At 72.3% G+C, this 23,030-nt stretch carries 20 protein-coding genes; 13 read left to right on the top strand and 7 right to left on the bottom strand.

The features are described from left to right. Window positions 1–22 precede the first annotated feature (22 nt). The 4 genes from JT723_RS21730 to JT723_RS21715 are packed head-to-tail and all read left to right on the top strand — an operon-like array spanning window position 23 to window position 4,082. Complete coding sequence (locus JT723_RS21730) at window positions 23–1,096, top strand: hypothetical protein (RefSeq protein ID WP_205046407.1); 1,074 nt, start codon at window positions 23–25, stop codon at window positions 1,094–1,096. Continuing rightward, window positions 1,093–2,016 carry a phosphotransferase family protein gene (locus JT723_RS21725; protein WP_205046406.1) on the top strand — a complete coding sequence of 308 codons (924 nt, stop codon included), beginning with the start codon at window positions 1,093–1,095 and terminating at the stop codon, window positions 2,014–2,016. Before JT723_RS21730 ends, JT723_RS21725 begins: the two co-directional genes overlap by 4 nt. Continuing rightward, complete coding sequence (locus JT723_RS21720) at window positions 2,013–3,425, top strand: glutathionylspermidine synthase family protein (protein ID WP_205046405.1); 1,413 nt, start codon at window positions 2,013–2,015, stop codon at window positions 3,423–3,425. The genes JT723_RS21725 and JT723_RS21720 overlap by 4 nt, the downstream gene beginning before the upstream one ends. Window positions 3,426–3,473: 48 nt before the next feature. Then, entirely contained in the window at window positions 3,474–4,082 is a 609-nt protein-coding gene (locus JT723_RS21715; RefSeq protein WP_205046404.1) for a hypothetical protein, read from the top strand. Window positions 4,083–4,125: 43 nt separating this feature from the next. Here the strand turns inward: JT723_RS21715 and JT723_RS35875 are convergent, their stop codons facing one another. The 3 genes from JT723_RS35875 to JT723_RS21705 all read right to left on the bottom strand — a co-directional run bounded on the left by JT723_RS35875 (window position 4,126) and on the right by JT723_RS21705 (window position 8,397). Beyond that, entirely contained in the window at window positions 4,126–4,260 is a 135-nt protein-coding gene (locus JT723_RS35875; protein ID WP_265749743.1) for a hypothetical protein, read from the bottom strand. Window positions 4,261–4,364: 104 nt separating this feature from the next. Continuing rightward, entirely contained in the window at window positions 4,365–7,118 is a 2,754-nt protein-coding gene (lanL, locus tag JT723_RS21710; RefSeq protein WP_205046403.1) for a class IV lanthionine synthetase LanL, read from the bottom strand. Between the two features lie 112 nt (window positions 7,119–7,230). After that, window positions 7,231–8,397, bottom strand: coding sequence for an endo-1,4-beta-xylanase (locus JT723_RS21705; RefSeq protein ID WP_205046402.1), 1,167 nt, complete (start codon window positions 8,395–8,397; stop codon window positions 7,231–7,233). 239 nt (window positions 8,398–8,636) lie between these two features. Here JT723_RS21705 and JT723_RS21700 point away from each other — a divergent pair, with 239 nt between their 5' ends. The 3 genes from JT723_RS21700 (at window position 8,637) to JT723_RS21690 (ending at window position 12,068) form a co-directional block, all read left to right on the top strand. After that, complete coding sequence (locus JT723_RS21700) at window positions 8,637–9,407, top strand: MHYT domain-containing protein (protein ID WP_205046401.1); 771 nt, start codon at window positions 8,637–8,639, stop codon at window positions 9,405–9,407. Between the two features lie 178 nt (window positions 9,408–9,585). Further along, window positions 9,586–11,379 (top strand): serine/threonine-protein kinase, encoded by a 1,794-nt coding sequence (locus JT723_RS21695; protein WP_307864011.1) that lies wholly within the window; start codon window positions 9,586–9,588, stop codon window positions 11,377–11,379. A 35-nt stretch (window positions 11,380–11,414) separates the two neighbouring features. Then, entirely contained in the window at window positions 11,415–12,068 is a 654-nt protein-coding gene (locus tag JT723_RS21690) for a hypothetical protein (protein WP_205046400.1), read from the top strand. Between the two features lie 115 nt (window positions 12,069–12,183). Here JT723_RS21690 and JT723_RS21685 read toward each other — a convergent pair whose 3' ends face one another. Further along, on the bottom strand, window positions 12,184–13,245 hold the full coding sequence (locus JT723_RS21685) for a magnesium transporter MgtE N-terminal domain-containing protein (protein ID WP_205046399.1): 1,062 nt from the start codon (window positions 13,243–13,245) through the stop codon (window positions 12,184–12,186). Between the two features lie 271 nt (window positions 13,246–13,516). Between JT723_RS21685 and JT723_RS21680 the strand changes: the two genes are divergently transcribed. Then, window positions 13,517–15,025 carry an FAD-binding protein gene (locus tag JT723_RS21680; RefSeq protein ID WP_205046398.1) on the top strand — a complete coding sequence of 503 codons (1,509 nt, stop codon included), beginning with the start codon at window positions 13,517–13,519 and terminating at the stop codon, window positions 15,023–15,025. A gap of 68 nt (window positions 15,026–15,093) precedes the next feature. Here the strand turns inward: JT723_RS21680 and JT723_RS21675 are convergent, their stop codons facing one another. Next, window positions 15,094–16,602 (bottom strand): cellulase family glycosylhydrolase, encoded by a 1,509-nt coding sequence (locus JT723_RS21675; protein WP_205046397.1) that lies wholly within the window; start codon window positions 16,600–16,602, stop codon window positions 15,094–15,096. Window positions 16,603–16,976: 374 nt separating this feature from the next. On the opposite strand from JT723_RS21675, the gene JT723_RS21670 reads away from it, so the two are divergent. The 4 genes from JT723_RS21670 (at window position 16,977) to JT723_RS21655 (ending at window position 21,171) form a co-directional block, all read left to right on the top strand. Then, complete coding sequence (locus JT723_RS21670) at window positions 16,977–17,576, top strand: sulfite oxidase-like oxidoreductase (protein ID WP_205046396.1); 600 nt, start codon at window positions 16,977–16,979, stop codon at window positions 17,574–17,576. Continuing rightward, on the top strand, window positions 17,546–18,301 hold the full coding sequence (locus tag JT723_RS21665) for a ferredoxin reductase (protein WP_205046395.1): 756 nt from the start codon (window positions 17,546–17,548) through the stop codon (window positions 18,299–18,301). Before JT723_RS21670 ends, JT723_RS21665 begins: the two co-directional genes overlap by 31 nt. Window position 18,302: 1 nt before the next feature. Beyond that, on the top strand, window positions 18,303–18,605 hold the full coding sequence (locus JT723_RS21660; protein ID WP_205046394.1) for a DUF6510 family protein: 303 nt from the start codon (window positions 18,303–18,305) through the stop codon (window positions 18,603–18,605). Window positions 18,606–18,705: 100 nt separating this feature from the next. Continuing rightward, on the top strand, window positions 18,706–21,171 hold the full coding sequence (locus JT723_RS21655) for a SpoIIE family protein phosphatase (protein WP_240165981.1): 2,466 nt from the start codon (window positions 18,706–18,708) through the stop codon (window positions 21,169–21,171). Between the two features lie 75 nt (window positions 21,172–21,246). On the opposite strand, the gene JT723_RS21650 is transcribed toward JT723_RS21655, so the two are convergent. After that, window positions 21,247–21,477, bottom strand: a complete 231-nt coding sequence (locus tag JT723_RS21650) for a DUF6332 family protein (RefSeq protein ID WP_205046393.1) — start codon at window positions 21,475–21,477, stop codon at window positions 21,247–21,249. 229 nt (window positions 21,478–21,706) lie between these two features. On the opposite strand from JT723_RS21650, the gene JT723_RS21645 reads away from it, so the two are divergent. Beyond that, window positions 21,707–22,150 carry a hypothetical protein gene (locus tag JT723_RS21645; RefSeq protein WP_205046392.1) on the top strand — a complete coding sequence of 148 codons (444 nt, stop codon included), beginning with the start codon at window positions 21,707–21,709 and terminating at the stop codon, window positions 22,148–22,150. A gap of 306 nt (window positions 22,151–22,456) precedes the next feature. On the opposite strand, the gene JT723_RS21640 is transcribed toward JT723_RS21645, so the two are convergent. Next, window positions 22,457–23,005 (bottom strand): TerD family protein, encoded by a 549-nt coding sequence (locus tag JT723_RS21640; RefSeq protein WP_205046467.1) that lies wholly within the window; start codon window positions 23,003–23,005, stop codon window positions 22,457–22,459. Window positions 23,006–23,030: the final 25 nt, after the last annotated feature.

Genomic DNA, 23,030 nt, shown 5'->3' with positions numbered 1-23,030 from the left:
CCCCGAAAGGTGACCCGTGGACATGAGATTCCCCCGGCCCGACCAGTTCGTCGACTGCTCGCCCCTGCTCGGCCCGCGCAACCGCGGGCAGGCGGCGGCGGACACGGCGGCAGCCGCGGCCTCGCAGGTGGAGCGGCACGGTTTCGCCGTCTTCCGGATCGGCGCGCTGCGCCTCGACGAGCATCCGAGCCGCGACATCGCCCGCCTCCTGGTCCACGAGCTGCGCAACGCCCTGGTCGCCGCCGGAGCCCCGGAACGTCTTGAGGTCGAGATCGACAGGGCGCAGCAGACCCCGGTCGCCGCCGACTTCGCGGTCCGCTCGCTGCTCCCGCACCATGACGGCCAGCACGCCTCGTACCTCACGCCCAGCACGCTCGACGTGCCCGGCTGGACGCCCGCGCAACGGACCTTCTCCGACAGCGGGTTCACGACCACGCACGTGCACAAGCTCTACCAGGGCATCTTCGTATCCGCTCCGGGAACGGGCCTGAGCGCCACCACGTACTACGACTGGCTCCGCATCCTGGCGGACGTACGCGCCTCCCGGGGAGGCGAACGGGCCGGCTCCACACCCGAGTGGCTGGCCGCGAACCTCCGCCGGTGCCTTGCCGCCCGCGAGACGCACGGCACGGCCTACCCCACACTCGCCGGGATGCTCGGAGTCACCGAGGAGGCGCTGGTCACCACACCGCTGCTGCACTGCGAGGATCTGCTGCCGCAGGCGGCGGTGCGGCGCTTCCCCCTCCTGTCCGGTCTGGCTGCCGGGTGTGCCTGCGGACGCTGCGCGGGCCCGGTGGAGCGGGTGTTCTGCCATGCCGTCATGCTGGCCGCCGGCCTGTCCTGGCCGGACTTCAGGAACCGCTACGAGATCATCGCCCCGAGCGAGCGCTTCGACCTTCTCGTGGGAAACAACCTCACGATGCTGCACGGCGGTTTCGCCGGCGGGCGCGACCGTGTCATCGAGCCGCTGTGCCTCACCCTGGACCGGCCGGAAGGGGCCGCGTACGAACAGTGGCTCAGCCGGGCCTGGCAACGCCGGGACCGGCTCGGGTCGGACCGCCCCGCGTCGGAGCAGCTCGTCGCGGAGAGCGCATGACCGGCGGACCTGCGGGGCACGCGGCGCAGGCGTCCGCGGCAGCGGAACTGGCCGCCCGGCGCGGCTGGGAGACGCCCCGTCCGCTGGCGCAGGGCGTCGAGTTCGTGGTGTTCGAGACGACGGCACCGCAGATCGGCCGCGTCGTGCTCCGGGTCCCCCGCGTGCGCGTCTTCCGGACGGCCAACAACGTCGGCGTCAGCGCGGAAAGGCTGCTGGAGCAGGAGTACGTGCTGGGGCACTGGCTGCGTGACCGCGGTTTCCCCGCCGCGGCACCCGTCGAACTGCTCGACGGGCGGGACGGGCTTCCCGTCCTGGTCTCCCGCTTCGTGGAGTCCGACCTGTCGGCCCCGCGCTGGGACGAGTTCGGCGCCCTCCTGGCCCGGCTGCACCGGGAGAGACCGCCTGGCCTCGCGCCGGTCCTCCAGTACGGCCTGGAACTGCCCGAGTTGATCGCCCGGCGGCTTCCCGAACGCCACGCGCGACTGCGGGACCTCGATCCGGCGGTGCCGGAGATTCCCGCCGCCGAGGAGATCGCCGACCGGCTCCGGGCGGCCTCACCGGGGAGGAGCCTGCTGCACCTGGACCCCCGCCGGCAGAACCTGCTGTGCCGGTCGGGCCGCCTGGCCGCGCTGATCGACTGGTCGAACACGCTGGTCGGCGATCCCCGGATGGAACTCGCCCGGCTGACCGAATACGCCGCCGTCGAGGAGAACGGCCTCGACGCGCCGTCGGTCCTGCGCGGCTACGCGGCCGTCGCAGGACTGCCGGACCCCTCGCCCGCCGCCGACATCCTCTACCGGCTGGACACGGCGGTCATGCTCGCCCTCGTCTTCCGCTCGGTGGCACCCGACCCGCTGCTCGGCCAGGCCCAGGTGGACCGGGTCCGCGCCCTGGCCACAGAACTGGAGACGGACTGGTGACGGCCGGGGACGACAAGCGGCTGCGGGCGGGGTCCGACCGGATCACCGCCGCGTACCTGGAGGAGTTCGGCGGTCAGCCGGTCCGCCCGGTGCCGGAGACTGAGGCCGCACGCACCATGTACGGCGGCCGGTACCTGTCAAGGCCGGTCTTCCTCGGTGCTGCGGAACAGCAGCATCTGGAATCCGACCTGGGCCTGCTGCGGGAGTGCCTGACCACGCTGCCGGACCGGCTCTTCGACGGCGACACCGCCGCCTTCGCGCGCGCGATCGGCTTCGACGACTTCCAGGTCCGCTGCGCCCTGCGCAGCCGTTCCGCACGGCACCAGGCGCTGACGCGGATGGGGCGCGCCGACCTGTTCAGGGACGCCGGCGGCTTCCGCCTCCTGGAGTGGAATCTCGGCAGCAGCACGGGCGGCACCGAGAACGCGGACATGTGCCGTGCCGTGCGGGAGCAGCCGGGGATGCGCGGCTTCCTGGCCTCCCAGCGGCTGGCGTTCGCGGACACGCGCCGGGAACTGGTCCGCACCCTGCGGGAGGAGACGGGTTTCCCCGAGGGCACGGCGCCCGTCGTCGCGCTGGTGGAGTGGCCGGACAGCTACCCCTTCATGGAGCGCTACCTGCGGCGCTTCGCCGCGGACTGGGCCCGTTTCGGCTTGACCACCGTGACAGGCCACCTCGGCGAGCTGACCCGCAGCGGCGGCCGGCTGCGGCTGGGCGACCGGCCGGTCGACGTCGTGTACCGGTTCTTCATGATCGAGGACGTGGTCCGTCCCGGGGCGCAGGCGCTGCTCGAACCGCTCCTGCAGGCGGCAGAACACGACGAGGTGCAGGTCTTCACGCCCCTGGACGCGGAACTCTTCGGAAGCAAGGGCGCCTTGGCCCTGCTCTCGACGCCGCAAGGACAGGACGGGCTGACGCCCGCCCAGCGGGAGGCGTGCGGTCGGCTGCTCCCCTGGACGAGGCTGGTCAGGCCCGGCCCGGCGCTGCTGCCCGACGGCCGGGTCGGGGACCTGTTCGAATACGCCGCGGAGCACCGGCGCGGACTCGTCCTCAAGCCCACCTCGCTCCACGGGGGCAAGGGCGTCGCCCTCGGCTGGCTGCCTGACGTGACGTCAGAGGTGTGGGGCGACCGGCTGGCGGAGGCGGCCGGCGGCCCCTGGGTCGTCCAGCAGGCGGTCCAGCCGGTGCCGGAGTGGTTCCCCGACCCCGAGGGCGGCCCTGCGCTCCCGTGGGCGGTCGCCTGGGGCGTCTACTCGATGGCCGCAGGCCACGCCGGGATCCTCGTCAGGGCGCTGCCCGCCTCCGGCCCGCTGCCCGTGGTGAGCCTCGCCAACGGCGCGCACTTCGGCTGCGGATTCCACGCGTCCGCCCCAGAGCCGCCGCCTCCTTCCGGCTCGGTCACCGCCTGAGCAGTCCGGGCACCTCGCCCTCCCCCGTCACTCCGACAAAGGATCTCCATGAGCGACCGACACCTGCATCCCGCGACCGGTGATGCCTCCCACGACGAGATCCGGCTGCGCCACGCAAAGCGCGAACTCGTCGCCGGGCAGGACGGGATCACCATCGGCGGCCACGAATTCCCCCTGCACCTGGTCGACCGCGTCGTCTACCGCGCGGCGACGCGCATCAACCAGGCCAGTTACGTCATCGGCCTCGCCCAGGGCGCGCGCACGCACACCTTCGCCTTCACCGCCTACCGCAAGGGCACGGAGTTGGAGGACGCCGCGGTGACGTGGCGGCGGCTGGTGGACCTGCTGGAGAGCACGGTGTGCCCCCGCATAGCCGAGAGCGCGGTCCGTACGGTGTCCGCCGGGACGACCGTCACCTTCGGCGGCCCCAGGTCCTCCCGTGTCGACGTGAGCCCCGAAGGCGTCCGTCCCCGCCGCCCTTTCGCCAGGACGATCCCGTGGGCGCGCGTCACGACAGCCGACCTCGCCGGGGGTCTGGCCCGCGTCTGGGCCGCGGGAGCCGACGGCACGCCCGCCCGGAAGCCGGCTCTGTGCATCGACATGACCGGGTGGAACGCGGTCGTCCTGCCCAGGGTGGTCAGGCATTTCGCCGCCTGACCGGCCCGTCCGGTCCCCCGCACGCCGGGGGACCGGAACGGCGCTACAGGCTGGTACGGGTGATGATGGTGATCGTCTCGCTCCCGCACGTGTGGCCGCACGACCGGTGGGCGGCGGCGAAGGCGTCCTCCTCGGTCTCTGCGGGCAGGTGCTCGAGTGCGCTGATGTCGTTGTCCACGGCAAGTCCTCCTGGGTGTGGTCACTGTGACGGCATGGCGGCGGTGGCGATCGCGGTTGCGGCCGGCGGCTGCCCCGCCCGTCGGGTGTCGGCCTGGCCGGCCCTCACCTCCCTTCTGCTGTGAGGAGTTCGTCGGTCATCCACAGGCGCGGGCCGCCGTGCCGCAGGCGCAGCAGGAAGCCCAGCGCGCCGGCGAGACCCGTACCGTGGCCTGCGGTGACCGCGGCGCCGGACTCGTCCGGCAGGACGGTCCGGCCGTCATGCACCGCGTGCCGGGCGTACATCACCGCGGCCAGGTGGCCGGCCCACTCGCGGTAGCGCCCGTCGCCGGTGAGATCGGCGAGGTCCAGCAGGAAGTCGCCGTCCCCGGCCAGCCCGTGGCAGGCGGCGGTCGAGGCGTGCCACCGGTCCCGGTGGACCGCGGCGGCACCCGCCTGCGCCAGTTCCCTGAACCGCGCCTGGCCGGTCACCGCCCACAGGCGGACCAGGAACGTGCCGACCCCGGAGGAGCCGCTGCACCGGTGCAACTGCCCGGCCACGCCCCGGTCGGCCCCCTCGCCGGGCGGCCACCACGCCAGGCCGCCCTCCCTGTCGGCCACCTCGTCGAGCGTCCTGCCCGCGCGAAGGGCGCCGTCCAGGTACTCCGCGCGGCCCGTCGCCGTACCCGCGCAGAGCAGGAACGCGCCCACTCCCGCCACACCGTGGGCGAACCCGTAGTGCACCGAGCCGGCGAGCGCCGAGTCGAACGTCTCCGGTACCGGCCACACGTGCCGCCCTTCCCGCTCCCGCGCCGCACGCAGCACGCCGTCCGCGGCCTCGGCCGCCCGGTGCAGGAACCGCTCGTCGCCGGTCGCCTGCCAGAAGTGGAGCTGGGCCGTCCCGGCACCGGCCGCCCCGTGGCAGACGCCGGGACTCGGCCACAGGACAGGCACGCGCAGGGCCAGGTCGGCCGCCGCACGGGAGAGCGGGGCGTCGTCCAGCAGCCCGGCCGCGTCGTGCAGTGCCCACGCAGTGCCCGACCGCCCGGAGTACAGGCCTGGCAGCAGAGGCGAAGCCGCGGTGAGCCGCTCGCCGACCCACCCGGCGGTCGCGGCCACCGCGGCGCGCAGGGGAGCGCCGCCGCGCAGCCGTGCCGCGCGGGTCAGCACGCCCAGGACGCCGGCCGCACCGTGCTGGACGCTGCACGCGTCCTTGGTCGCGCCCTCGACGTCGGGCTTCCAGAGGCGCTCTCCTTGGGGTGTCATCGTGGCCACCAGATAGCCGAGACCGTCCTCGACCAGCTGCTCGACGACGGCGTCCGGCAGGGTGTCCGCGGCCGGGCGGCCGGGGCCGGCGCTGGTGCGGCCGGCGGGGAGGGCCGGGGTGTCGGGCGGCGGCGCGGCCAGGAACTCCCGCGCCCGTGCCAGTGACCAGCGCCGCCCCGGCTCGTCGCGGGTCAGCCCGAGCACCAGCGGCGAGAGCCGGCGCAGGGTCTCCATGTGCGTGCCCGCGGCGCCCACCAGGGCAGCCAGCCGCCCATGGCCGGGCCGCAGGGCGGGCTCGTCCAGGGGCAGCAGCGGATCAACACCGGTGACCAGGAAGAAGATCACCGCGCCGAGGCCGTAGAGGTCCGACGTCCGCGCGGGTGCCACCGCGAAGATCGGCGCGGACGTCTGCTCGGGGCTGGCGTAGGAGAGGGTGGACACGCGGTGGACCCGGGAGCCTTCCGCCACCGCGTGTTCCAGGCCGACCAGCCGCAGCCGGCCTTCCGGGGTGACCATCAGGTTGTCGGGCGTCAGGTCGCGCAGTACCAGGCCGTGCCCGTGCACCGCGGCCACGACGTCGACCAGCTGCCGCACTGTCCGCACGCCCTCGGCCCACGGCACGCCCGCCCCCCGCCAGGCCCCGACGGCCCGCTCCGCCGCCCAGGCGCGCAGCGTCACACCGGGGACAAGTTCCTCGGCGAGGAAGACGTTCTCCTGCTGGGTGAGCAGTGCCACCTTGCGCGGCGCAAGGCCCGTCGTGCCCAGCAGGTCGAGGACCGCCGCCTCGTGGCGCAGCGTGTCGCGCGCGTCCTTCCCGCTGAGCCACCCCATGACGTGCGGCCTGGCCTGCTTGACGACGACCTCGGCGCCGGTCTCGTGGTCGAGCGCGCGGAAGACGCCGCCCCGGTAGGAGTGGCGCACCGCCCCGCGGACGGCGAAGCGGCCCCCGAGCAGGACCGCGGACGGGGCCTGCTCGGGGGCGGGTGCGGGTCCGGGAGCGGCGAAGGGCGGTTCTGCCCAGGCCGGCGGGCTGAACCACGCCTGCCGCAGGTCCTTCTCCCGCCGGCCGTCCGGAGCGGTGAGCACCGACTGGAGGCTGCCGTCGTTGTCGAGCACCGGTTCCGCGCCGAACACCCCGAAGCGGTAGTGCACCAGGCTGCCGGGCCGCACCGCGCGGTCGGAGAGCACCTCCGGCCCCGGCAGACCGTCCGTCACCCGGTCGAGGTCCACGGCCAGTCGGCGCAGCTGGGCGTCGTCACGGGGATAAGCGGTGAGGAACTTCCCGCCGCTGCCGCGGTGGACGGAAGCCGACAGAAGCTCGCCGAGTTCGTTCAGACCGCGCGCGAACTTGAACGCGCACCCCGCGCGGACCAGGACCTCCGCGGCACGCGACAGCACCACAGGGGCGCTCAGCTGCGTCGCCGACACGTGCAGTTTCCAGCCCTGCGCCCGGCGGTCGTGCCGGGGCGGCGTCACCCTGCACCAGAACCCGTCGCCTCCCACGGTCCACTCCCCCGCGGTGGACCGTGCGAGCACGGCACGTACCACGTCGGTCAGCAGCGCGGAGTCGTCCGGCCATCCGTCCGCGTCCGGTCCAGCGGCGCCGGCGTTCACCTGCGGCCTCCTGTGTCGGTGGCTCTGCCGACGCACACCCTGCCAGGCCGGGTTCACACCTGCCGTGAGCAACCGCTACTCAAGCCGGACCCGGCCCGGGCGGGCCGGATGCCTACTTCCCGGCGCCGCCCTCCGGGCCGTGGTGCCTGGTGCCGGCCGCGGCGCTCAGGTCCTGCTGGAGCGTGGAGTACGCGGTCTTGGGCTGCAGGTGCACGTCGTAGAGCAGGCCGAAGCCCTCACCGGCGAACGTGCCGGGGATCCAGGAGTCACCGTCGTACACGCCCCAGGCCGTGAAGGAGATGCACTGGCTGACCAGCTCGCAGCCCTTGAGCAGCTCGGAGAACTCGTAGGGCTGCGCGAACTCGGCGAGCGAGTCGGTGGGCACCTGGTCGGTGGCGTTGTCGACGAAGGTACGCACGTCGGCCTCGGTGACGGCGACCTTCAGGCCCAGGTCCCCGAAGGCCTGGAGGTCGGCCTGGTAGCGCTGGGCGTCGAAGCCGAACTGGGTGTCGAGGTGGCCCTGTTCACCGATGCCGTCGATCGGGACGCCCTGCTTGCGCAGGTTCTTGACGAAGTCGTACACGGCCTGGAACTTGGCGTTCGTCCCGTCCTCGCCGGTGATGTTGAAGTCGTTGTACATCAGCAGGGCCTTGGGGTCCGCCTGGTGCGCCCAGCGGAAGACGTCGGCCAGGACGCCGGGGCCGAGGTGCTGGACCCAGAAGTCGTCGGCGTTCAGCCCGTCGGCCCGCGGGGTCTCCCAGGAGTTGGCGAAGACCTCGTTGGCCACGTCCCACTGCCACACCTTGCCCTTGAAGTGCGTGACTTCGTCGGTGACGTGCTTGCGGAGGAGGTCGCGCAGCTGCGCGTCGGTGATGGAGCCGTTCGCAACCCCGGTGGTCAGCCAGCCGGGGATCTGGTTGTGCCACATGAGGGTGTGGCCGCGGACGGCCTGCCCGTGCTGCTGGGCGAAGGCCACCAGGTCGTCTGCGGCCTTCCAGTTGTAGACGCCCCGGGTGGGCTCGACGGAGTCCCATTTCATGGCGTTCTCGGCCGTGACCGAGGAGAACTGGTCGGCGACGATCGCGGTGTAGGGCTTGTTGCTGCCCAGTTGGGCCGCGTCGACGGCCGTACCGATACGCAGCCCCTGCTTCGACGCCAGCCCCCGCAGGGAGGTGTCGGCCGCGTCCCCGCCGCGGGCGAAGGCGACTGCGGCAGGAACGAGCAGGAGGGTGGCGGCGGCACTGGCCGCGACGACAGCGGATCTGCGGCGGAGCTTCACAGGGACTCCCAGAGGTAGGAGGAGGAGGAAACCGAAAGTTTCGGTCCCACGTCCGATCGGATCGGAGTTGAAGCTAGGCCGCGCCTTCTGACCACGTCAAGGTGTCGGGAATTAGGCGGATTTATTGAGTACCTCTTACTCACGCCATCGGCGCGACCGGGCAGCACAGTCGTCCGCGTCCCACGCCACGCCATGAGGCCGGGCACTGCGAACACCGGGTATGCGCAAGGAGTTTCCCGATGCCCCATCACGAACCGCTGTGGTCCGATTCCGTCTATCCGCTGACCGCCTACCTGATCGCCCTGACCGGGTCCTCGCTCGGCTTGTCGTGCGCCCGAAGAGTGCAGCTGATGGGGCACGTGCGGGGGCGCGGCTGGCTCACAGGCGGGGCCTTCTCCCTGGGTACCGGCATATGGGGCATGCACTTCGTCGCGATGCTCGGGTACAGGTCCTCGGATGCCGGGATCCGCTACGACCCGGTCCTCACCCTGCTGAGCTGGGCGGTGGCCGTGACCTTCGTGGGAATCGGCATGCTGCTGGTCAGCCGGCATACCACCCGGCGGTCGCTGCTGTTCTCCGGACTGCTGGCCGGAGCGGGGATCGCCGCCATGCACTATCTCGGCATGGCCGCGCTGCGCATGTCCGGCCGAAGGGTGTTCGAGGGCGGGACCGTGGCGCTCTCGGTGGTGATCGCCGTGGTGGCGGCGACCGCGGCGCTGTGGGCCACCCTCCGGCTCACCAGCAGGACGGCCAGGTTCGCGGCCTCGCTCGTCATGGCCTTCGCGATCAGCGGAATGCACTACACCGGCATGATGTCCATGACGTCCGCGGGCGCTGCCGGCGCCGAACGGGCCGGCGGCCTGTCCCCCATCAGTGTCGTCGTGCCGCTCACCATCGGGCTGACCTTCATCGTCTTCGTCGTCTCCTTCGCGGTTCTCATGAATCCGGTGGGCGACCTGGCCCGCGAACTCGCCCGTCAGCAGGTTGCCCCCGCCCAGGCGGGCAACTGACCGGCGATTCCCCACGGACGCCGGGCGCCCGCATGAGTAATTCCTACTCGTGTGCTGCGCGGACCGGCCGCATAGCCTGCTCGCGACACGTCCTGAGGCGGAAGCAGCCCGGACGGGACAGCCGGCCTCGTGTGCATCGCCGAGGCCGTCGCGGCCACGAGGCGGAAAGAACTTACGCGTGCACAAGGACATGTCGACGGGGACCGCGGGCGGCGGCGAGCCCGGCCGCGGCCAGTGGGTCGTACCGGGCTGGACCCACGTACGGGAACTGGGCCGGGGGGCGGCGGGGCGGGTGGTGCTCGCCCGGGACGACCGCACGGGCCGGACCGCGGCCGTCAAGTACCTGAGCGCGGAGCTGTGCACGGACGGCCGCTTCCGCGAGGCCTTCCGCACCGAGGCCCGGTTGCTGGGCGCCCTGGACTCCCCGTACGTGGCCCGGTTGTACGAGTACGCCGAGGCCGGGCCTGGCGCGGCCATCGTCATGGAACTCGTGGACGGCATCGCACTGCACACCCTGCTGGACCAGGAGGGCGCCACCGGCCCGGAACCGGCCCTGGCCGTCCTCAAGGGCTCGCTGCTCGGCCTGGCCGCGGCGCACGCCGCCGGTGTCGTGCACCGCGACTACAAGCCCGCCAACGTCCTGGTCACCACCGACGGCCGCTCCAAACTCGTCGACTTCGGCGTCGCGGTCCGCAGCGGCCAGGGCGGCGGCATGGTCGGCACACCTTCCTACATGGCCCCCGAGCAGTGGTCGGGCGCCCCCGTCACTCCCGCCACCGACGTCTACGCCGCCACCGCCACCTTCTACGAGTGCGTCACCGGCACCAGGCCCTACACCGGAACGACAGCGGTCGAACTGGCCGTCCAGCACACCGAGGCGCCGATACCCGACGCGGACGTACCGGAGGAGCTGCGCCGGCTGGTCCGCCGCGGGCTGGCCAAGTCCCCCGCGGAACGTCCCGGGAACGCGCTGGAGTTCGTCACCGAACTGGAGTCCGCCGCCGCAGCGGCCTACGGCCAGGACTGGGAGGAGCGCGGACAGCGCAAACTCGCCGCACTCGTCGCCCTCCTGCCGCTCCTCCTCCCCTCGGCCACGGAGCCGGCTCCTGTCACGACCGTGCTGGCCGAGAGCCAGTTCGGCCCGCCCCCGCCCGGGTTCGCGGAAGGCAGCACGCAGAGCCTGCGCGGACGCGGACGGGGACGCCGCCGCAGGCTCGTCGCCGGAACCGTCGCGGGCGCCGTCCTCGTCGCCGGCGGACTCGCCGTGGTGGCCGAGGCGACCGGCGGCAGCGGCCCCCGGGAAAGCGTGTCCGCACAAGGTCCTTCGGCGCAGGGCTCCCCGGACGCCGGGGCGTCGGCGGACTCGGCGGGGACCGCCGCCCCCGCCGACCACGGGTCCGGCAAGGCTGTGCCGTCCGCGTCCGGCCGCGCCACCACCACGAACGCGCCCGGAGCGCCGCAGACCACACCGGCGGCAGCCGGGGCCGGGCAGCCCGCCCCGGGCGGGACGTCGCCGACCCCGGCCGGCACCGGCGCACCCCCCGCGAGCGGCGCACCGGCCCCCGCACCGTCGGCGCCCGGCGGCGGCACTCCACCGGGACCCGCCCCCACCTCGGCCCCGCCGCCCGCGACACTGCACGTCACCTCGGTGTCGGTCACCCAGGCCCTGTGCTCCGGCGCCGACGGCATGCAGGCCCAGGTCACCGTCGACAGCGACGGCGCCGCGGCCGGGACGCTGGTGCTCACGTGGTTCCACAACATGACACCGGACATGCAGGGCGCCACCACCGTGGCGACGGTCTCGGTACCGCTCGCCGCGGGGCAGCGGACGCTGTCGAAGACCTTCTCCCACGTCTTCGGCACGGCGGACACGTTCGACGTCTGGGGGCTCCAGGTCTCCACCAGCCCGGCGGCAGGCTCCGGGCAGAACTCCTTCCAGGTGGTCGGCGAGTGCGGCCGGGTCATCTTCTGATCCACCGCCAGGAAGCCGGAGAGAGGAGGCTGACCGTGCCGTACGAACAAGATCCGCGCCTGGCCTTCGGCCGCACACCCGAGGTCAGGGACAAGCCGCAGGAACAGCCGCTCGGGGCCGACCACAGAACGCTGCGGCTCGGCGCCCCGCGACCGCCCTGCGAAGAGGCCACCCGAGCCACCATGATGGACCCCGACGCCTGGCCCACCGATGTCGGCGCGGCCCCGACACCCGCCACCGCCTGGCACGGCACCACGGTGACCGGCGACCAGGTGGCCGCGGTCCGACCGCGCCACCGCCGCGCGCTGCGCGGCTGGCTGCTGCCCGCGGTGGTGCTCACCGCGGTGCTGGCCTACCTCGGGTGGCAGCGGCTGGGCGGCACGGTGGAGCTGACAGGGGTGGCGGCCCGCAGCACCGCAGCGCAGGTGGGCTGCCACACGACGGTGCGGATCGTCGGCACCCTGCGCACCACCGGCGGCGCCGGCACGGTCACCTACCGCTGGCGGCGCAGCGACGGCACCGTCTCGGACGTCGTGCGCCAGCACGTGCCCAAGGGCGACCACCAGACCGACGTGGTCCTCCTGTGGACCCTCGAAGGCCGGGGCACCTACACCGCAACCGCCACCCTCGACGTCCTCACCCCCCAGCAGCGCTCGGCCTCCTCCACCTTCGGCTACCGCTGCCGCTGACCGCCGCGAAGAGCGCTCGCAAACAGTGCACGGGTGCGGGATGGCCTCGCGGACCGGCGGGCGGCCGGGGCGATCGTCCTCCTGGCGTCGAGTGGCAGGCACACGCCCGCTGAGCTCAGTGAGTGCCACCACCGGCTTCGTGCGCGTGCCAAAGGTCGAACAGCAGATGCTCCACGAAAATGCCGTGCAGTTCGTCGATCTTCATCATGCGCCTCAGCACTTCGGCAGCGCGGTCCTGATCCATCTCGTGCAGGAGCTCTGCGGCTACCTCCCCCGGCTTGTCGAACATCAGCTGTGCGGCCCGCGCCGGTTCCGTCCAAGCCAGGTATTCGGCGGCATCCGTCAAGTCCAGCGCGCCGAGACTGTCCTGATCCATCCTGTCCAGCGCCTCGAAACCTGTGGCGTCTCCCATATACGACACGACACCGCCGGCCGACTCCGGGTCCATCTGTGCCAGGATCTCGGCGGCCGTGCCCGAGTCCATCCGTGCCAGGATTTCAGCAGCCGCGGAGTAGTCCATCCGGTCCAGGATCTCGGCGGCCTGACCGGGATCTGTCCGGCCCAGGATCACCACGGCCTGTTCCCGTTCGATCAGGCCCACCGCCCCAGCCGCCCACAACTCCCCGGCCAGGGCCAGACAGACCGCATCGGCCCACTCGACCGGGCGCACCACAACCTGGGGACGCAGGGCGCCAGGTGGCCACAGGGACAGCGCACGAACCCGGTGCAGCGGGTAGCCGAGCAGGCCCCCGGGCACGTGCAGCGGCTCCGGCTCCCGGAACCGGGGGCCGTCCCCCGGCGTCGGGTCGGCCGGGAGCGGGATCGGCCGGCATTCGCCGGAGGCCGCTGTCAGGGCGTGCTGGGCCAGTTGCACGTAACGGGCCTCGGACGCCCGGGCGCGGTTCTCGCTCTCCGCAACTGCCGCGTCGACCGGATCGATCGCAGCATCCGCGCGCGTCTCAGCGGTCGGAGGTCCCGGCCGGCCTCGGACCCGGTCCAGCGCATGCGCGGCAGCGGTGGCGGCGGCCCGATCGACGAGCAGTACCAGCCGGGCGTCAGCCAGAGCCGCCAGCACCTCGCCCCAGCCCGGGGCGAGCGCCTCCTCGGCCGCCAGGCGGGCCAGCGACGCAAGCACCTGCTCGGCTTCTGTGACGGGTGGTTCGGTGCCCGTGGACATGCCGTTCACGGTAGCGCCCACCTGCGGCGGGCAACAGCGGTCCGTAGCTCAACCGGCGTGACAGGAAGGGCACTTCGGCGGGACGCGGGCCGGGACGCCGGGCGAACCGAGCACACGACCTGGCCGGCGCCCCCGACATGGCGACGCGTTCGCGTCGATGACGCTGCGGGTGGACACCGCTGCGGATAGCATCACGCTGGTCGTCGGCCTGCGCCTGCCCGGCGCCGCCGCACCGTACGCGAGACGCTGCGACCTGCCGAGGAGGCGGAGCATGGCCTATCAGCCCACCCGACGGACCGTTCTGCACAGCATGGCGGCTGGCGTGGGGGTGATCGCCTTCGACCCGTCGGCCCGCTCCTGGGTCGCAGGCCCGGCCCGCCCGCACCCCGCGGACACCGCGGGCAACGGCCTGGCCGGCGTGCCGAAGCTGGACGGCACGCTGCTGACCGACCCCGCATCGCTCGCCGCCGACGCGGACGACTTCGGCCATTCCGTGCACCACCTGCCGGCCGCCGTCCTGCGGCCCGGGTCCGTCGCCGACGTCGTGGCGATGGTCCGGTTCTGCAACACCCACCGCATCCAGGTCGCCGCCCGCGGCCAGGGCCACGGCACCAACGGCCAGGCGCAGGTGGCGGACGGGCTGGTCATCGAGACCGCGCCGCTGGACGCGATCGGACCGGTACGCGCCCTCGCGGACGGCACCGGAACCGTGACGGTCGGCGCCGGCGCCGTGTGGAGCGCGGTCGTACAAGCCACCCTCGTGCACGGCCTCACCCCGCCGGTCTTCACCGACTACCTGGAGCTGTCGGTCGGCGGCACCCTGTCGGTCGGCGGGCTCGGCGGCCAGTCGCACCGGCACGGCGCCCAGGTGGACAACGTCGCCGCGCTCCAGGTCGTCACCGGCGCAGGGGAGCTGGTCAGCTGCTCCCCGACCCGCCGCCCCGACCTCTTCCGGGCGGTGCTCGCCGGACTCGGCCAGTGCGCCGTCATCGTCTCCGCAACCCTGCAGCTGGTCACCGCGCCCACGTCCGTACGGCACTTCCTGCTGCCGTACACCGACCTGGCCACGTACCTCGACGACCAGCGGCGGCTGGTGGACGACCGGCGGTTCGCCTACGTGGAGGGCTCGATCGCCCCCGACGCGACAGGGGCGTTCACCGGTTACGTCATCGAGGCGACCGCCTACGGCCCGCCCGCGGGACCCGAACCGGACGACACCGCGCTGCTGCGCGGCCTGCGCTACGACCGGTCCGGCGCGGTCACCGCCGAGACCCTGGGCTACTTCGACTTCCTCAACCGGCTGGCCCCGGGCGTCGCGGCACTGGAAGCGGCCGGCGTGTGGGCGTGGGCGCACCCCTGGCTGAACCTGCTGCTGCCCGGCGACCGCGCCGCCGCACTCGCCGGAAGCGTGCTGGACCAGATGGCCGGGCAGGACACCGGCCCCGGCGGCGTCGTCCTGCTCTACCCGCTCTCGGCCGCCCGGCTGCACACCCCGCTGCTGCGGATGCCCGACGACCCGGTTCCGTACCTGCTGGCGGTCCTGTGGACGCTGGACCCCGCCGACCCCGCGGCGGTCGCCGCACGCGGGACCGCCAACCACGCGGTGTACGAGACGGTACGTGCCGCCGGCGGCACGCAGTACCCGGTGGGCACCATTCCCATGAGCGCCGCGGACTGGCGCAGTCAGTACGGCGAGGTCTGGGCGGAGTTCGCAGCCGCCAAGCGCTGCTACGACCCGCGCGGACTGCTGACCCCCGGCCAGCACGTCTTCCCGTCCTGACCGACGGCCCCACCGGGCCGATGCGGCCCCGGAGGCGCCGGACTGCGCCTCCGGGGTGGGGCGGGCGCTCAGGGGTTCTGGGTGAGCAGGTGGGCTCTGTAGCCCTCGCCATAGGTGCTGGTGGGCGTGCCGTCCCAGTCGGTGATCAGCACGTTGCCCTGGCTGCAGCCCCAGGGGTTCCAGGTCCAGGCGGTGTAGCCGACGCCGTTCTTGTCGGCCCAGTCCACGACCTGGTCGACGTAGTCGTGGGCACAGGTGTTCTGCCCGATCTCACCGGCCTGTACGGGGACCTTGGCTGCGACGGCGCCGATCTGGCTGTCCCAGCAGGACGCCGTGACGCAGGCGTTGAAGTTGTACGAGTGCCAAGAGGCCATCAGGTTGCCCGTGGGGTCGACGGGCTTGTAGGTGAGCCACTGGGTGAGGTCGTTGGTCCAGGTCAGGCCGCCGGTCATGATGACGTTGGTGGCGCCGGTGGCACGCACCGCGTCGACCAGGGTCTGCATGCCGGCGACCTGGTAGTCGATGCCGGTGCAGGTTCCGCCGTCCCGCAGGCAGGTCCATGCCTCGGTGGCGTCGGCCCAGTTGTCCGCCGCGTCCGGGTAGGGCTCGTTGAACAGGTCGAAGACGACCGCGTCGTCGCCCTTGAAGACGGTGGCCACCTGGGTCCAGAACGTCGGGGAGTACTGCGCGTCGGGCATCGGCTTCTGGCAGGTGGCCTTGACGTCGGAGCAGCCGGCCCCAGGACCGCCGTACTGGCCGTAGTTCCAGTGCAGGTCGAGGATCACGTTGATGCCGCTTGCGACCAGCAGGTCGGCGTAGTCCTTGACCGCTTTCCGGTAGGCGGCCCCGCTGGTGCCGGCCGCGGGTACGTCGGCGGTACCGAGCCAGCACTCCTCGTTGAGGGGGATCCGAACGGTGTGGATGTTCCATGCCTTCATCGCGGTGACCGTCGCCTGGTCGGCCGGCCCGTCCCACATCCCGTTGCCCTGGATGCAGGCGAACTCCCCGCTGGAGCGGTTGACGCCCAGCATGCGGTAGGTGGCACCTGAGGCGGTGGCCAGATGGTTGCCCGCCACGTGCAGGGCGGGGGCGGGGCCGTCGGCAGGCGGGGTGGTGGGGGGTGTGGTCGGCGGGGTCGTGGGGGGTGTCGTGGTCACCGTGCCCGTGCAGGCCGTGCCGTTGAGCGTGAAGGAGGTCGGCACCGGGTTGGTGCTGCTCCAGGCGCCGTTGAAGCCGATCGCGGTGGAGCCGTTGGTGGCCAGCGAGCCGTTCCAGCTCAGGCTGGCCGCCGTCACGCTCTTGCCGGACTGCGCCCAGGTGGCGTTCCAGCCCTGCGTGACCGACTGGCCGGCCGCGGGGAAGTCGAAGCCGAGCGTCCAGCCGCTGACCGGTGCACCGAGATTGGTGATCGACACGCTGGCTCCGAAGCCGCCGGACCACTGGTTCTGCACGGTGTACGTCACCGAGCACCCGCTGCCGGCGGCGGAAGCCGTGCCTGGCAGCACCGTCGCCATCAGCCCGGCTGCCGCCACCATCCCGGCGGCACTGGCTGCCGCCAGAATTCTGCGTCTGATCATGGAGGTGTCTCCTGCGTCGTGGGGGGAATGATGCCAGGACAGCGTTGGGCACTTAACCGGGTAAGTCAATGGGCGCCCACGACAGCCGAGGCCGGGGACGGTGTCGTAGTCCTGACCGGCCGCGCGTTCGGCCCAGCGGGCTCCGCCGGAGCCCGCTATGACATCGCCGAGCCTGCCGCCGGGTGCGCAGGCGTCCGCGTGGGCGGTTCGACACGGGCCGGGCGTGTGGCGAGAGCGCGGACCGCCGTCGTGCTGCCATCATCAGAGCGCAAGGCATCGAGACCGCGGGGCCTGCCTGCGCTCCCGCATGACGGCCCCGGAACGACCCTGGCGACCGGAACGGAACAGCGGCATCCTCGGAGAGGCGGAACACCATGCCCATTGTTTCCCGCGGGTTCCACGGCAGGAAGCCCGATCCGGGCCGCAAGCTTCCGCCCGGACAGTACGAGACCTTCGACTTCCCGGTGCTGTCGGCGGGTCCCACCCCCCGGGTGAGCCGTGACGACTGGACGTTCACGGTCACCACCGAGAGCGGTACCCGGCACCAATGGGACTGGGGCCGGCTGATGGCGCTGCCCGCCGAGCACCCGACGGTGGATCTGCACTGCGTGACGAAGTGGTCCAAGTTCGACACCCACTGGGAGGGCGTCTCGCTCGACGTGCTGCTCGAAGACGTCGAGACCGAGGCGGAGTTCGCGCTCGTCCACTCCTACGGCGGCTACACCACCAACCTGCCGCTGGAGGACCTGCTCGACGGCAAGGCGTGGATCGCATACCGCTACGACGGCGAGGAACTCGCGGCCGAGCACGGCGGCCCCGCCCGGCTGCTGGTTCCGCACCTGTACCTGTGGAAGTCGGCCAAGTGGGTGAGCGGGATCCAGTTGATGCTGGAGGACGAGCCGGGATTCTGGGAGAGTGCCGGCTACCACGAGTACGGAGACCCATGGCGCGAGCAGCGGTATCAGGGCGACTAGCGGCGCGGCTGCGCTGGCAGGCCGCGGCACTGGTCGAGCGGCGGGAGGAGTCGCCCACGGCGCGGACCCTCGTCTTCGACCTCCCAGGCTGGGCCGGCCACCTGCCCGGCCAGCACGTCGACGTACGGTTGACCGCCGAGGACGGCTACAGCACCCAGCGCAGCTACTCCATCGCCTCGGCGCCCGACGCCGACCGGGTCGAACTGACCGTCCAGCGCGTGCCCGACGGCGAGGTGTCGCCGTATCTCGCGGACGACCTGAGGGTCGGCGACGCGGTGGAGATCCGCGGCCCGGTCGGCGGCTGGTTCGTCTGGCGGCCGGAACAAGCGGAGCCTGTGCTGCTGGTCGCAGGTGGCTCCGGCGTGGTCCCGCTGATGTCGATGATCCGGGTCCGCGACATGATCGGGAGCAGGGTTCCCTTCCGGCTGCTGTACTCGGTGCGCGACCCCGCCGACCGGCTGTACGGACCCGAACTCGACCGCGGCGCGCCCGGCCTGGACACGACATGGGTCTACACCCGCGGGACACCCGACGGCTGGACCCGGCCCGCCGGGCGGCTGACGCCCGACGATCTGGTGCGGTGGGGCTGGCCCGCCGACTTCGAGCCGACCTGTTACGTCTGCGGGCCCACAGGCTTCGTGGAGGCCGCCGCCGGGATGCTGGTGGCGCTCGGCCACCACCCGGACCGGATCCGTACCGAACGCTTCGGCCCCAGCGGAGGATGACATGGACCCCACCGGCGGAACAGCGGCAGACGGCGTCCAAGACGCCTACCAGGACGGCAACGTGCTCGCGGGGCCGCTCTCCGAGATCTTCGCGGTCGACCTGACCGCCGCGATGTCCCGCTGCGCACACTGCGACAGCACCGGCGCCGTCGCCACCTTGCGGGTCTACGGCCGCCCACCGGCGCTGGTGGCGCGCTGCCCCTCATGCGGCGAAGTGGTGCTGCGCATCGTGCGCTCCCCCACGAACACCTGGCTGGACCTGCGAGGCACCGTCACCCTGAACATCCCGATGGACACCCGGTAAGGCCCCCACCACATCACGCGGCACGACCGTGACAGCGGCGGCGGCGAGGCAGGGGCGGATCTACGCTGGAAGGAGCCGCTGGTAGCCGGTCGTGGCGGGCATGGCTGTCCGGATGGAGGCGTGGTGCGTGGAGATGGCCGGAATGCAGGACGCACCCGTCGCCGTTGCGGTGGTGGGCACGGACGGCGTGGTGAGCGGGTGGAGTGAGGGCGGACGGCTGCTGCTGGGCTGGACGGCGGAGGAGATCGTCGGGCGCCCGGTGACACGTCTGCTGGTCGACCCGACGCCCGGCTTCCCCGAGGACTACGACACGGTCACCGACCCCACTGGACCCGTCACCCTGCGTCACCGGGTCGGTTCCACGATGGACGGCGTGGTGACGGTTCGGCCGATGCTCGGGGCCGGCGGACAGGTGCTGGGCCACGCGATGACCGTCCAGCGCTGGGGACGCCGCCCGGTGATCGCCGACCGGGCCTTCGAGCAGTGCCCCTTCGCTCTGGGCGTCTACGATCCCGATCTGCGGTTCCAGTGGATCAACGCCTCCTCGGGCCGGGTGATCGCGCACACCGAACAGCAGGTCCTCGGCAGGAAGTACCGCGAGGTGCTCCCCGAACTCGACCGCTCGCTGTTCCCCGAGAGGGACGACAAGCCCTACACCGACGCGCTCGCCGAAGTGGCGAGGACGGGCGAGCCCGCGCGTCTCATCACTGTCTTCCGCCCGCGCGGCAGCGACTACGCCAACGCCTGGGCCACCAGCATCTGGCCCGTCCGCGACGCCGGGGGCAGGGTGTGCGCGATCGCCAACTGGGGATTCGACATGAGCGCCGAGTACTGGGCCCGGCAGCGCCTGCTCATCCTCAACGAGGCCAGCGGCGGCATCGGCCGGGCACTCGACGTGATCGGTACCGCCCAGGAACTGGCCGGAGCGCCGGTGCCGGGATTCACCGACCTCGTCACGGTCGACCTCTTCGAGGAGGTGCTGCGGGGGGAGGAACCGCCCTCCGCGTCCGCGTTCGCCCCCGGCGAGACGGTCGTGCTCGGTCGCGCCGCCCGGCACGCCGCGACCGAGGACACCGACCGGCCCGCGGAGCCCGCGACGCCGGTCAGCCACGCTGCTGATTCCGTCGTCGCCCGCTGCATGGCCGCCGGCAGGTCCACCGTCGAGCTCGCCGCCGAGCCGGGCCAGGGCGGCGAATGGGCCTTCGGACCCGGGCTCGCCGCCGATCCGGCCCACTGGCCACCGGGCAATCCGCTGATCGACGGGTCCCTCGCCGCGGAGGGGCTGACCGGCCGGATCACCGTGCCGCTGCGGGCGCGCGGCGCGCTGCTCGGCGTCGTCACCTTCTCCCGCCTCGACCGGCCCGAGGCCTTCACCGCCGACGACCTGATCCTCGCGGAAGAGCTGACCGCCAAGGCGGCCGTCGCCATCGACAACGCCCGCCGGTACTCGCGCGAGCGCACGACCGCGCTGACCTTGCAGCACAGTCTGCTGCCGCAGCGGCTGCCACGCCAGGAGGCGATCGAGGTGGCATCCGGCTACCTGCCCGCCGGGACCGGTGCGGGCGTGGGCGGCGACTGGTACGACGTCATTCCGCTGTCCGGCGCCCGGGTCGCCCTGGTCGTCGGCGATGTCGTCGGCCACGGCCTGCACGCCTCGGCCAGCATGGGCCGGCTGCGTACGGCGGTGCGCACCCTGGCAGACGTGGACCTGCCCCCGGAGGAACTGCTGACCCACCTGGACGACCTGGTCCTCCACGCCGAGGACGGGCAGCCCGCCGGCCAGGTCCAGCCGGCCGGCGAGTCCGGGGCAACCTGCCTGTACGCGGTCTACGACCCGGTCTCCCGCCGCTGCGCACTGGCCAGCGCCGGTCATCCGCTGCCACTGGTCATCGCCCCGGACGGCAGCCCGGTCCCCGTCCCGGTACAGCCGGGGCCGCCGCTGGGCATCGGCGGGCTGCCGTTCGAGGCGACCGAGCTGCAGCTGCCCGAGGGCAGCCTGCTCGCCCTCTTCACCGACGGACTGGTGGAGGGCCGGGAGCGCGACCCCGACCGGGGGATCGCCGACCTGTTCCGGGTGCTCAAGGAGCCGGCCGGCTCGCTGGAGGCCCTGTGCGGCACGGCGATGGACACCATGCTCCCCGAGCGCCGCACCGATGACGCCGCCCTGCTGCTCGCCCGCACCCACGCGCTGTCCCCTGACCGCGTCGCCGACTGGCCCATCGTGCCCGACGCCGCGCAGGTGCCGCACGCCAGGCAGTTCGCCATGGACCGGCTGGAGGCCTGGGGCCTGGGGGAGGCCGCGTTCGTCACCGAGCTGGTCGTGAGCGAGCTGGTCACCAACGCCATCCGGTACGGCGAGCCGCCGCTGAGGCTGCGGCTGATTCGTGACACCTCCCTGATCTGCGAGGTCTCCGACTGCAGCGAGACCAGCCCGCACCTGCGCCGGGCGCGCGCCTTCGACGAGGGCGGCCGCGGCCTGCTGCTCGTCGCCCAGCTCACCCAGGGCTGGGGCACCCGGTACACCACCGGCGGCAAGACGATCTGGTGCGCGCAGACCCTGGCGTGATCTGCGACGCGACGGCCGACGCACTGCCATCTGAGGGGGTGCCCTCGGGGAGCGGTGGGGGGTGTCCCGCCCGGGTCAGCGGCCACGCCGCCCGCGAAATACGGCAACCCGAATGACTCCGGCGATGACGGCAGCGACACCCCCCAGCTGACGAAGCGTCGAGCCGGCGGATGAGGAGACGCCGGAAAAGTGGACGACCGCCAATACCGCGAGGAAAACGGCACCACCGACCAGCACACCCGAAAGGATGGCGGCGCCGACCTCGACGACCTCCTGATCGCGCTCTTCCTTGGCCCGAGGCCTCATGTGAACCGAACCCCCGTCCGCACGACGTCAGGACGAACCGTCAGGCTCCCAGCCTGGGCCACGGGTAAGCCGTTCCCACGGTCCAAGGAGCGCCGCCAGTCGTCCGCGTGCACCGCCGCCCACCCCAGGGCCGCCGACCTGGCCATATGATCGTCGTGGCCTTGTGGACATGACCGGCAGGTGAGATCGTGAGTCTCCAAAAGGGGAGTTCACGACATCGAGGAGAATCATGCAGCGTTTACTTCTGACCCTATTCGGTGCCACAATTCTGGCCATAGGGGCGGGATCAGTTCCGGCCGCTGCGGCTTCCTCTCAGGCTGCGAGGGCTTCCTCCCCCGCGCAGACGACAGTCAACGAGCAGCAGTGCACCGCTGTTGACTCCTCCGGCAGCAGGGTTTGCCTGGCCTTGGTCAGCTCGACCTTCATCGGTCAGGCAACCGTCCATTCGTATCCTTCGAGCTGTGCCGGCTACCGCGTCTCCCTCTACGATCCGTACACCGGCAAGGCCGTGGTATCCACCAGCCTCAGGCCCTGCGGCGAGACCCCCTCGAAGCAGGCGACCGCGGACGCCTCGCGCTTCACGGAGTTGACGGCATACGCTGAATTCGCAATGTATGACAGCAGTGGCGCCGTGCTTGAACTCGCGTATACCGGCGAGATCACATACCCGTGAGCATGCGGGCCGAGAGCTGTCCCGCAACGGCCGGTCTCGCAAGACCGGGCGGCCAGGTCACCGTCGAGGAGCCGGGCGTCAGTCTGAGCATCACCGGCGCCGTCGCCCGCCTTGACCCATCTGCTCGGGCACTCTGAGCATGACGGTCCACAACGGCAGCAGCGTTCCCGAACACCTCTCCGCCGTCATCCCCGCCTGGTAAGGCTTCGGGCGAATCGCCGACCACGAAGCAGTCCGCTCGTTCGGCCGGCGGCGTCTGTCCCCTGGCCAAGGCTTCGGCGTGGCAGTCGCGGTCTTCGGCGGCATCTACCGGACGCTGCCCATCTGTCCGGCGAAGGCGAGTGGATCGCTGTCGAAGCCGCGGACCATCTCGCGAAGTCCCCACCCTCCGGAAGCATTCCTGGTGAACTCCGCGACGGTCGCGGCGGTGGACCCGGCGACCTGCGCCAAGTCGTCCACCAGCAACTCCTCGTAGCGCTCGACAACAACCACCTTGGCGTTCGATATGTCGCCGAAGGTCTTCCTGCCCCGATCCTGATGGATGGCCACGCCCACGACGACACGCGCCAGGGAGGATGCCATCCGGTCGAACTCCAGGACCATCACCTCGACGAACCCGAGACCCAGGCCCGTCTCACTGTGCCGGCTCATGGTGATGGTGCCGTCCGGTGACCGGCTCTCGGAATGCACCACATACAGGGGCGGCCCGTACGGTTCACCCACCGAGTAGGTCGCGGCGACGATGTCGAGATGCCGCGGCGGCTCACCAAAGGGGCTCGGATCCCACTTGAGTCGCACCTCGACCCTCGCCACCCCGTTGCTGACACCGCTCACCTGACATTGCCTCCCTCGCATCCCACAACGACCCCCGAGGGCTTCC

The organism is Actinacidiphila bryophytorum (assembly GCF_016916835.1).
GTDB classification, from domain to species: Bacteria; Actinomycetota; Actinomycetes; order Streptomycetales; family Streptomycetaceae; genus Actinacidiphila; species Actinacidiphila bryophytorum.
Note: the sequence above shows the minus strand (reverse complement) of the source record. Positions and strands in the feature narration are given on the sequence as shown.

Coding starts and splice junctions, on each gene's coding strand:
- JT723_RS21730 (WP_205046407.1), top strand. CDS start 23: ATGAGATTCCCCCGGCCCGACCAGTTCGTCGACTGCTCGCCCCTGCTC.
- JT723_RS21725 (WP_205046406.1), top strand. CDS start 1,093: ATGACCGGCGGACCTGCGGGGCACGCGGCGCAGGCGTCCGCGGCAGCG.
- JT723_RS21715 (WP_205046404.1), top strand. CDS start 3,474: ATGAGCGACCGACACCTGCATCCCGCGACCGGTGATGCCTCCCACGAC.
- JT723_RS21700 (WP_205046401.1), top strand. CDS start 8,637: ATGCCCCATCACGAACCGCTGTGGTCCGATTCCGTCTATCCGCTGACC.
- JT723_RS21685 (WP_205046399.1), bottom strand. CDS start 13,245: ATGTCCACGGGCACCGAACCACCCGTCACAGAAGCCGAGCAGGTGCTT.
- JT723_RS21680 (WP_205046398.1), top strand. CDS start 13,517: ATGGCCTATCAGCCCACCCGACGGACCGTTCTGCACAGCATGGCGGCT.
- JT723_RS21675 (WP_205046397.1), bottom strand. CDS start 16,602: ATGATCAGACGCAGAATTCTGGCGGCAGCCAGTGCCGCCGGGATGGTG.
- JT723_RS21670 (WP_205046396.1), top strand. CDS start 16,977: ATGCCCATTGTTTCCCGCGGGTTCCACGGCAGGAAGCCCGATCCGGGC.
- JT723_RS21665 (WP_205046395.1), top strand. CDS start 17,546: ATGGCGCGAGCAGCGGTATCAGGGCGACTAGCGGCGCGGCTGCGCTGG.
- JT723_RS21660 (WP_205046394.1), top strand. CDS start 18,303: ATGGACCCCACCGGCGGAACAGCGGCAGACGGCGTCCAAGACGCCTAC.
- JT723_RS21655 (WP_240165981.1), top strand. CDS start 18,706: ATGGCTGTCCGGATGGAGGCGTGGTGCGTGGAGATGGCCGGAATGCAG.
- JT723_RS21650 (WP_205046393.1), bottom strand. CDS start 21,477: ATGAGGCCTCGGGCCAAGGAAGAGCGCGATCAGGAGGTCGTCGAGGTC.
- JT723_RS21645 (WP_205046392.1), top strand. CDS start 21,707: ATGCAGCGTTTACTTCTGACCCTATTCGGTGCCACAATTCTGGCCATA.
- JT723_RS21640 (WP_205046467.1), bottom strand. CDS start 23,005: ATGCGAGGGAGGCAATGTCAGGTGAGCGGTGTCAGCAACGGGGTGGCG.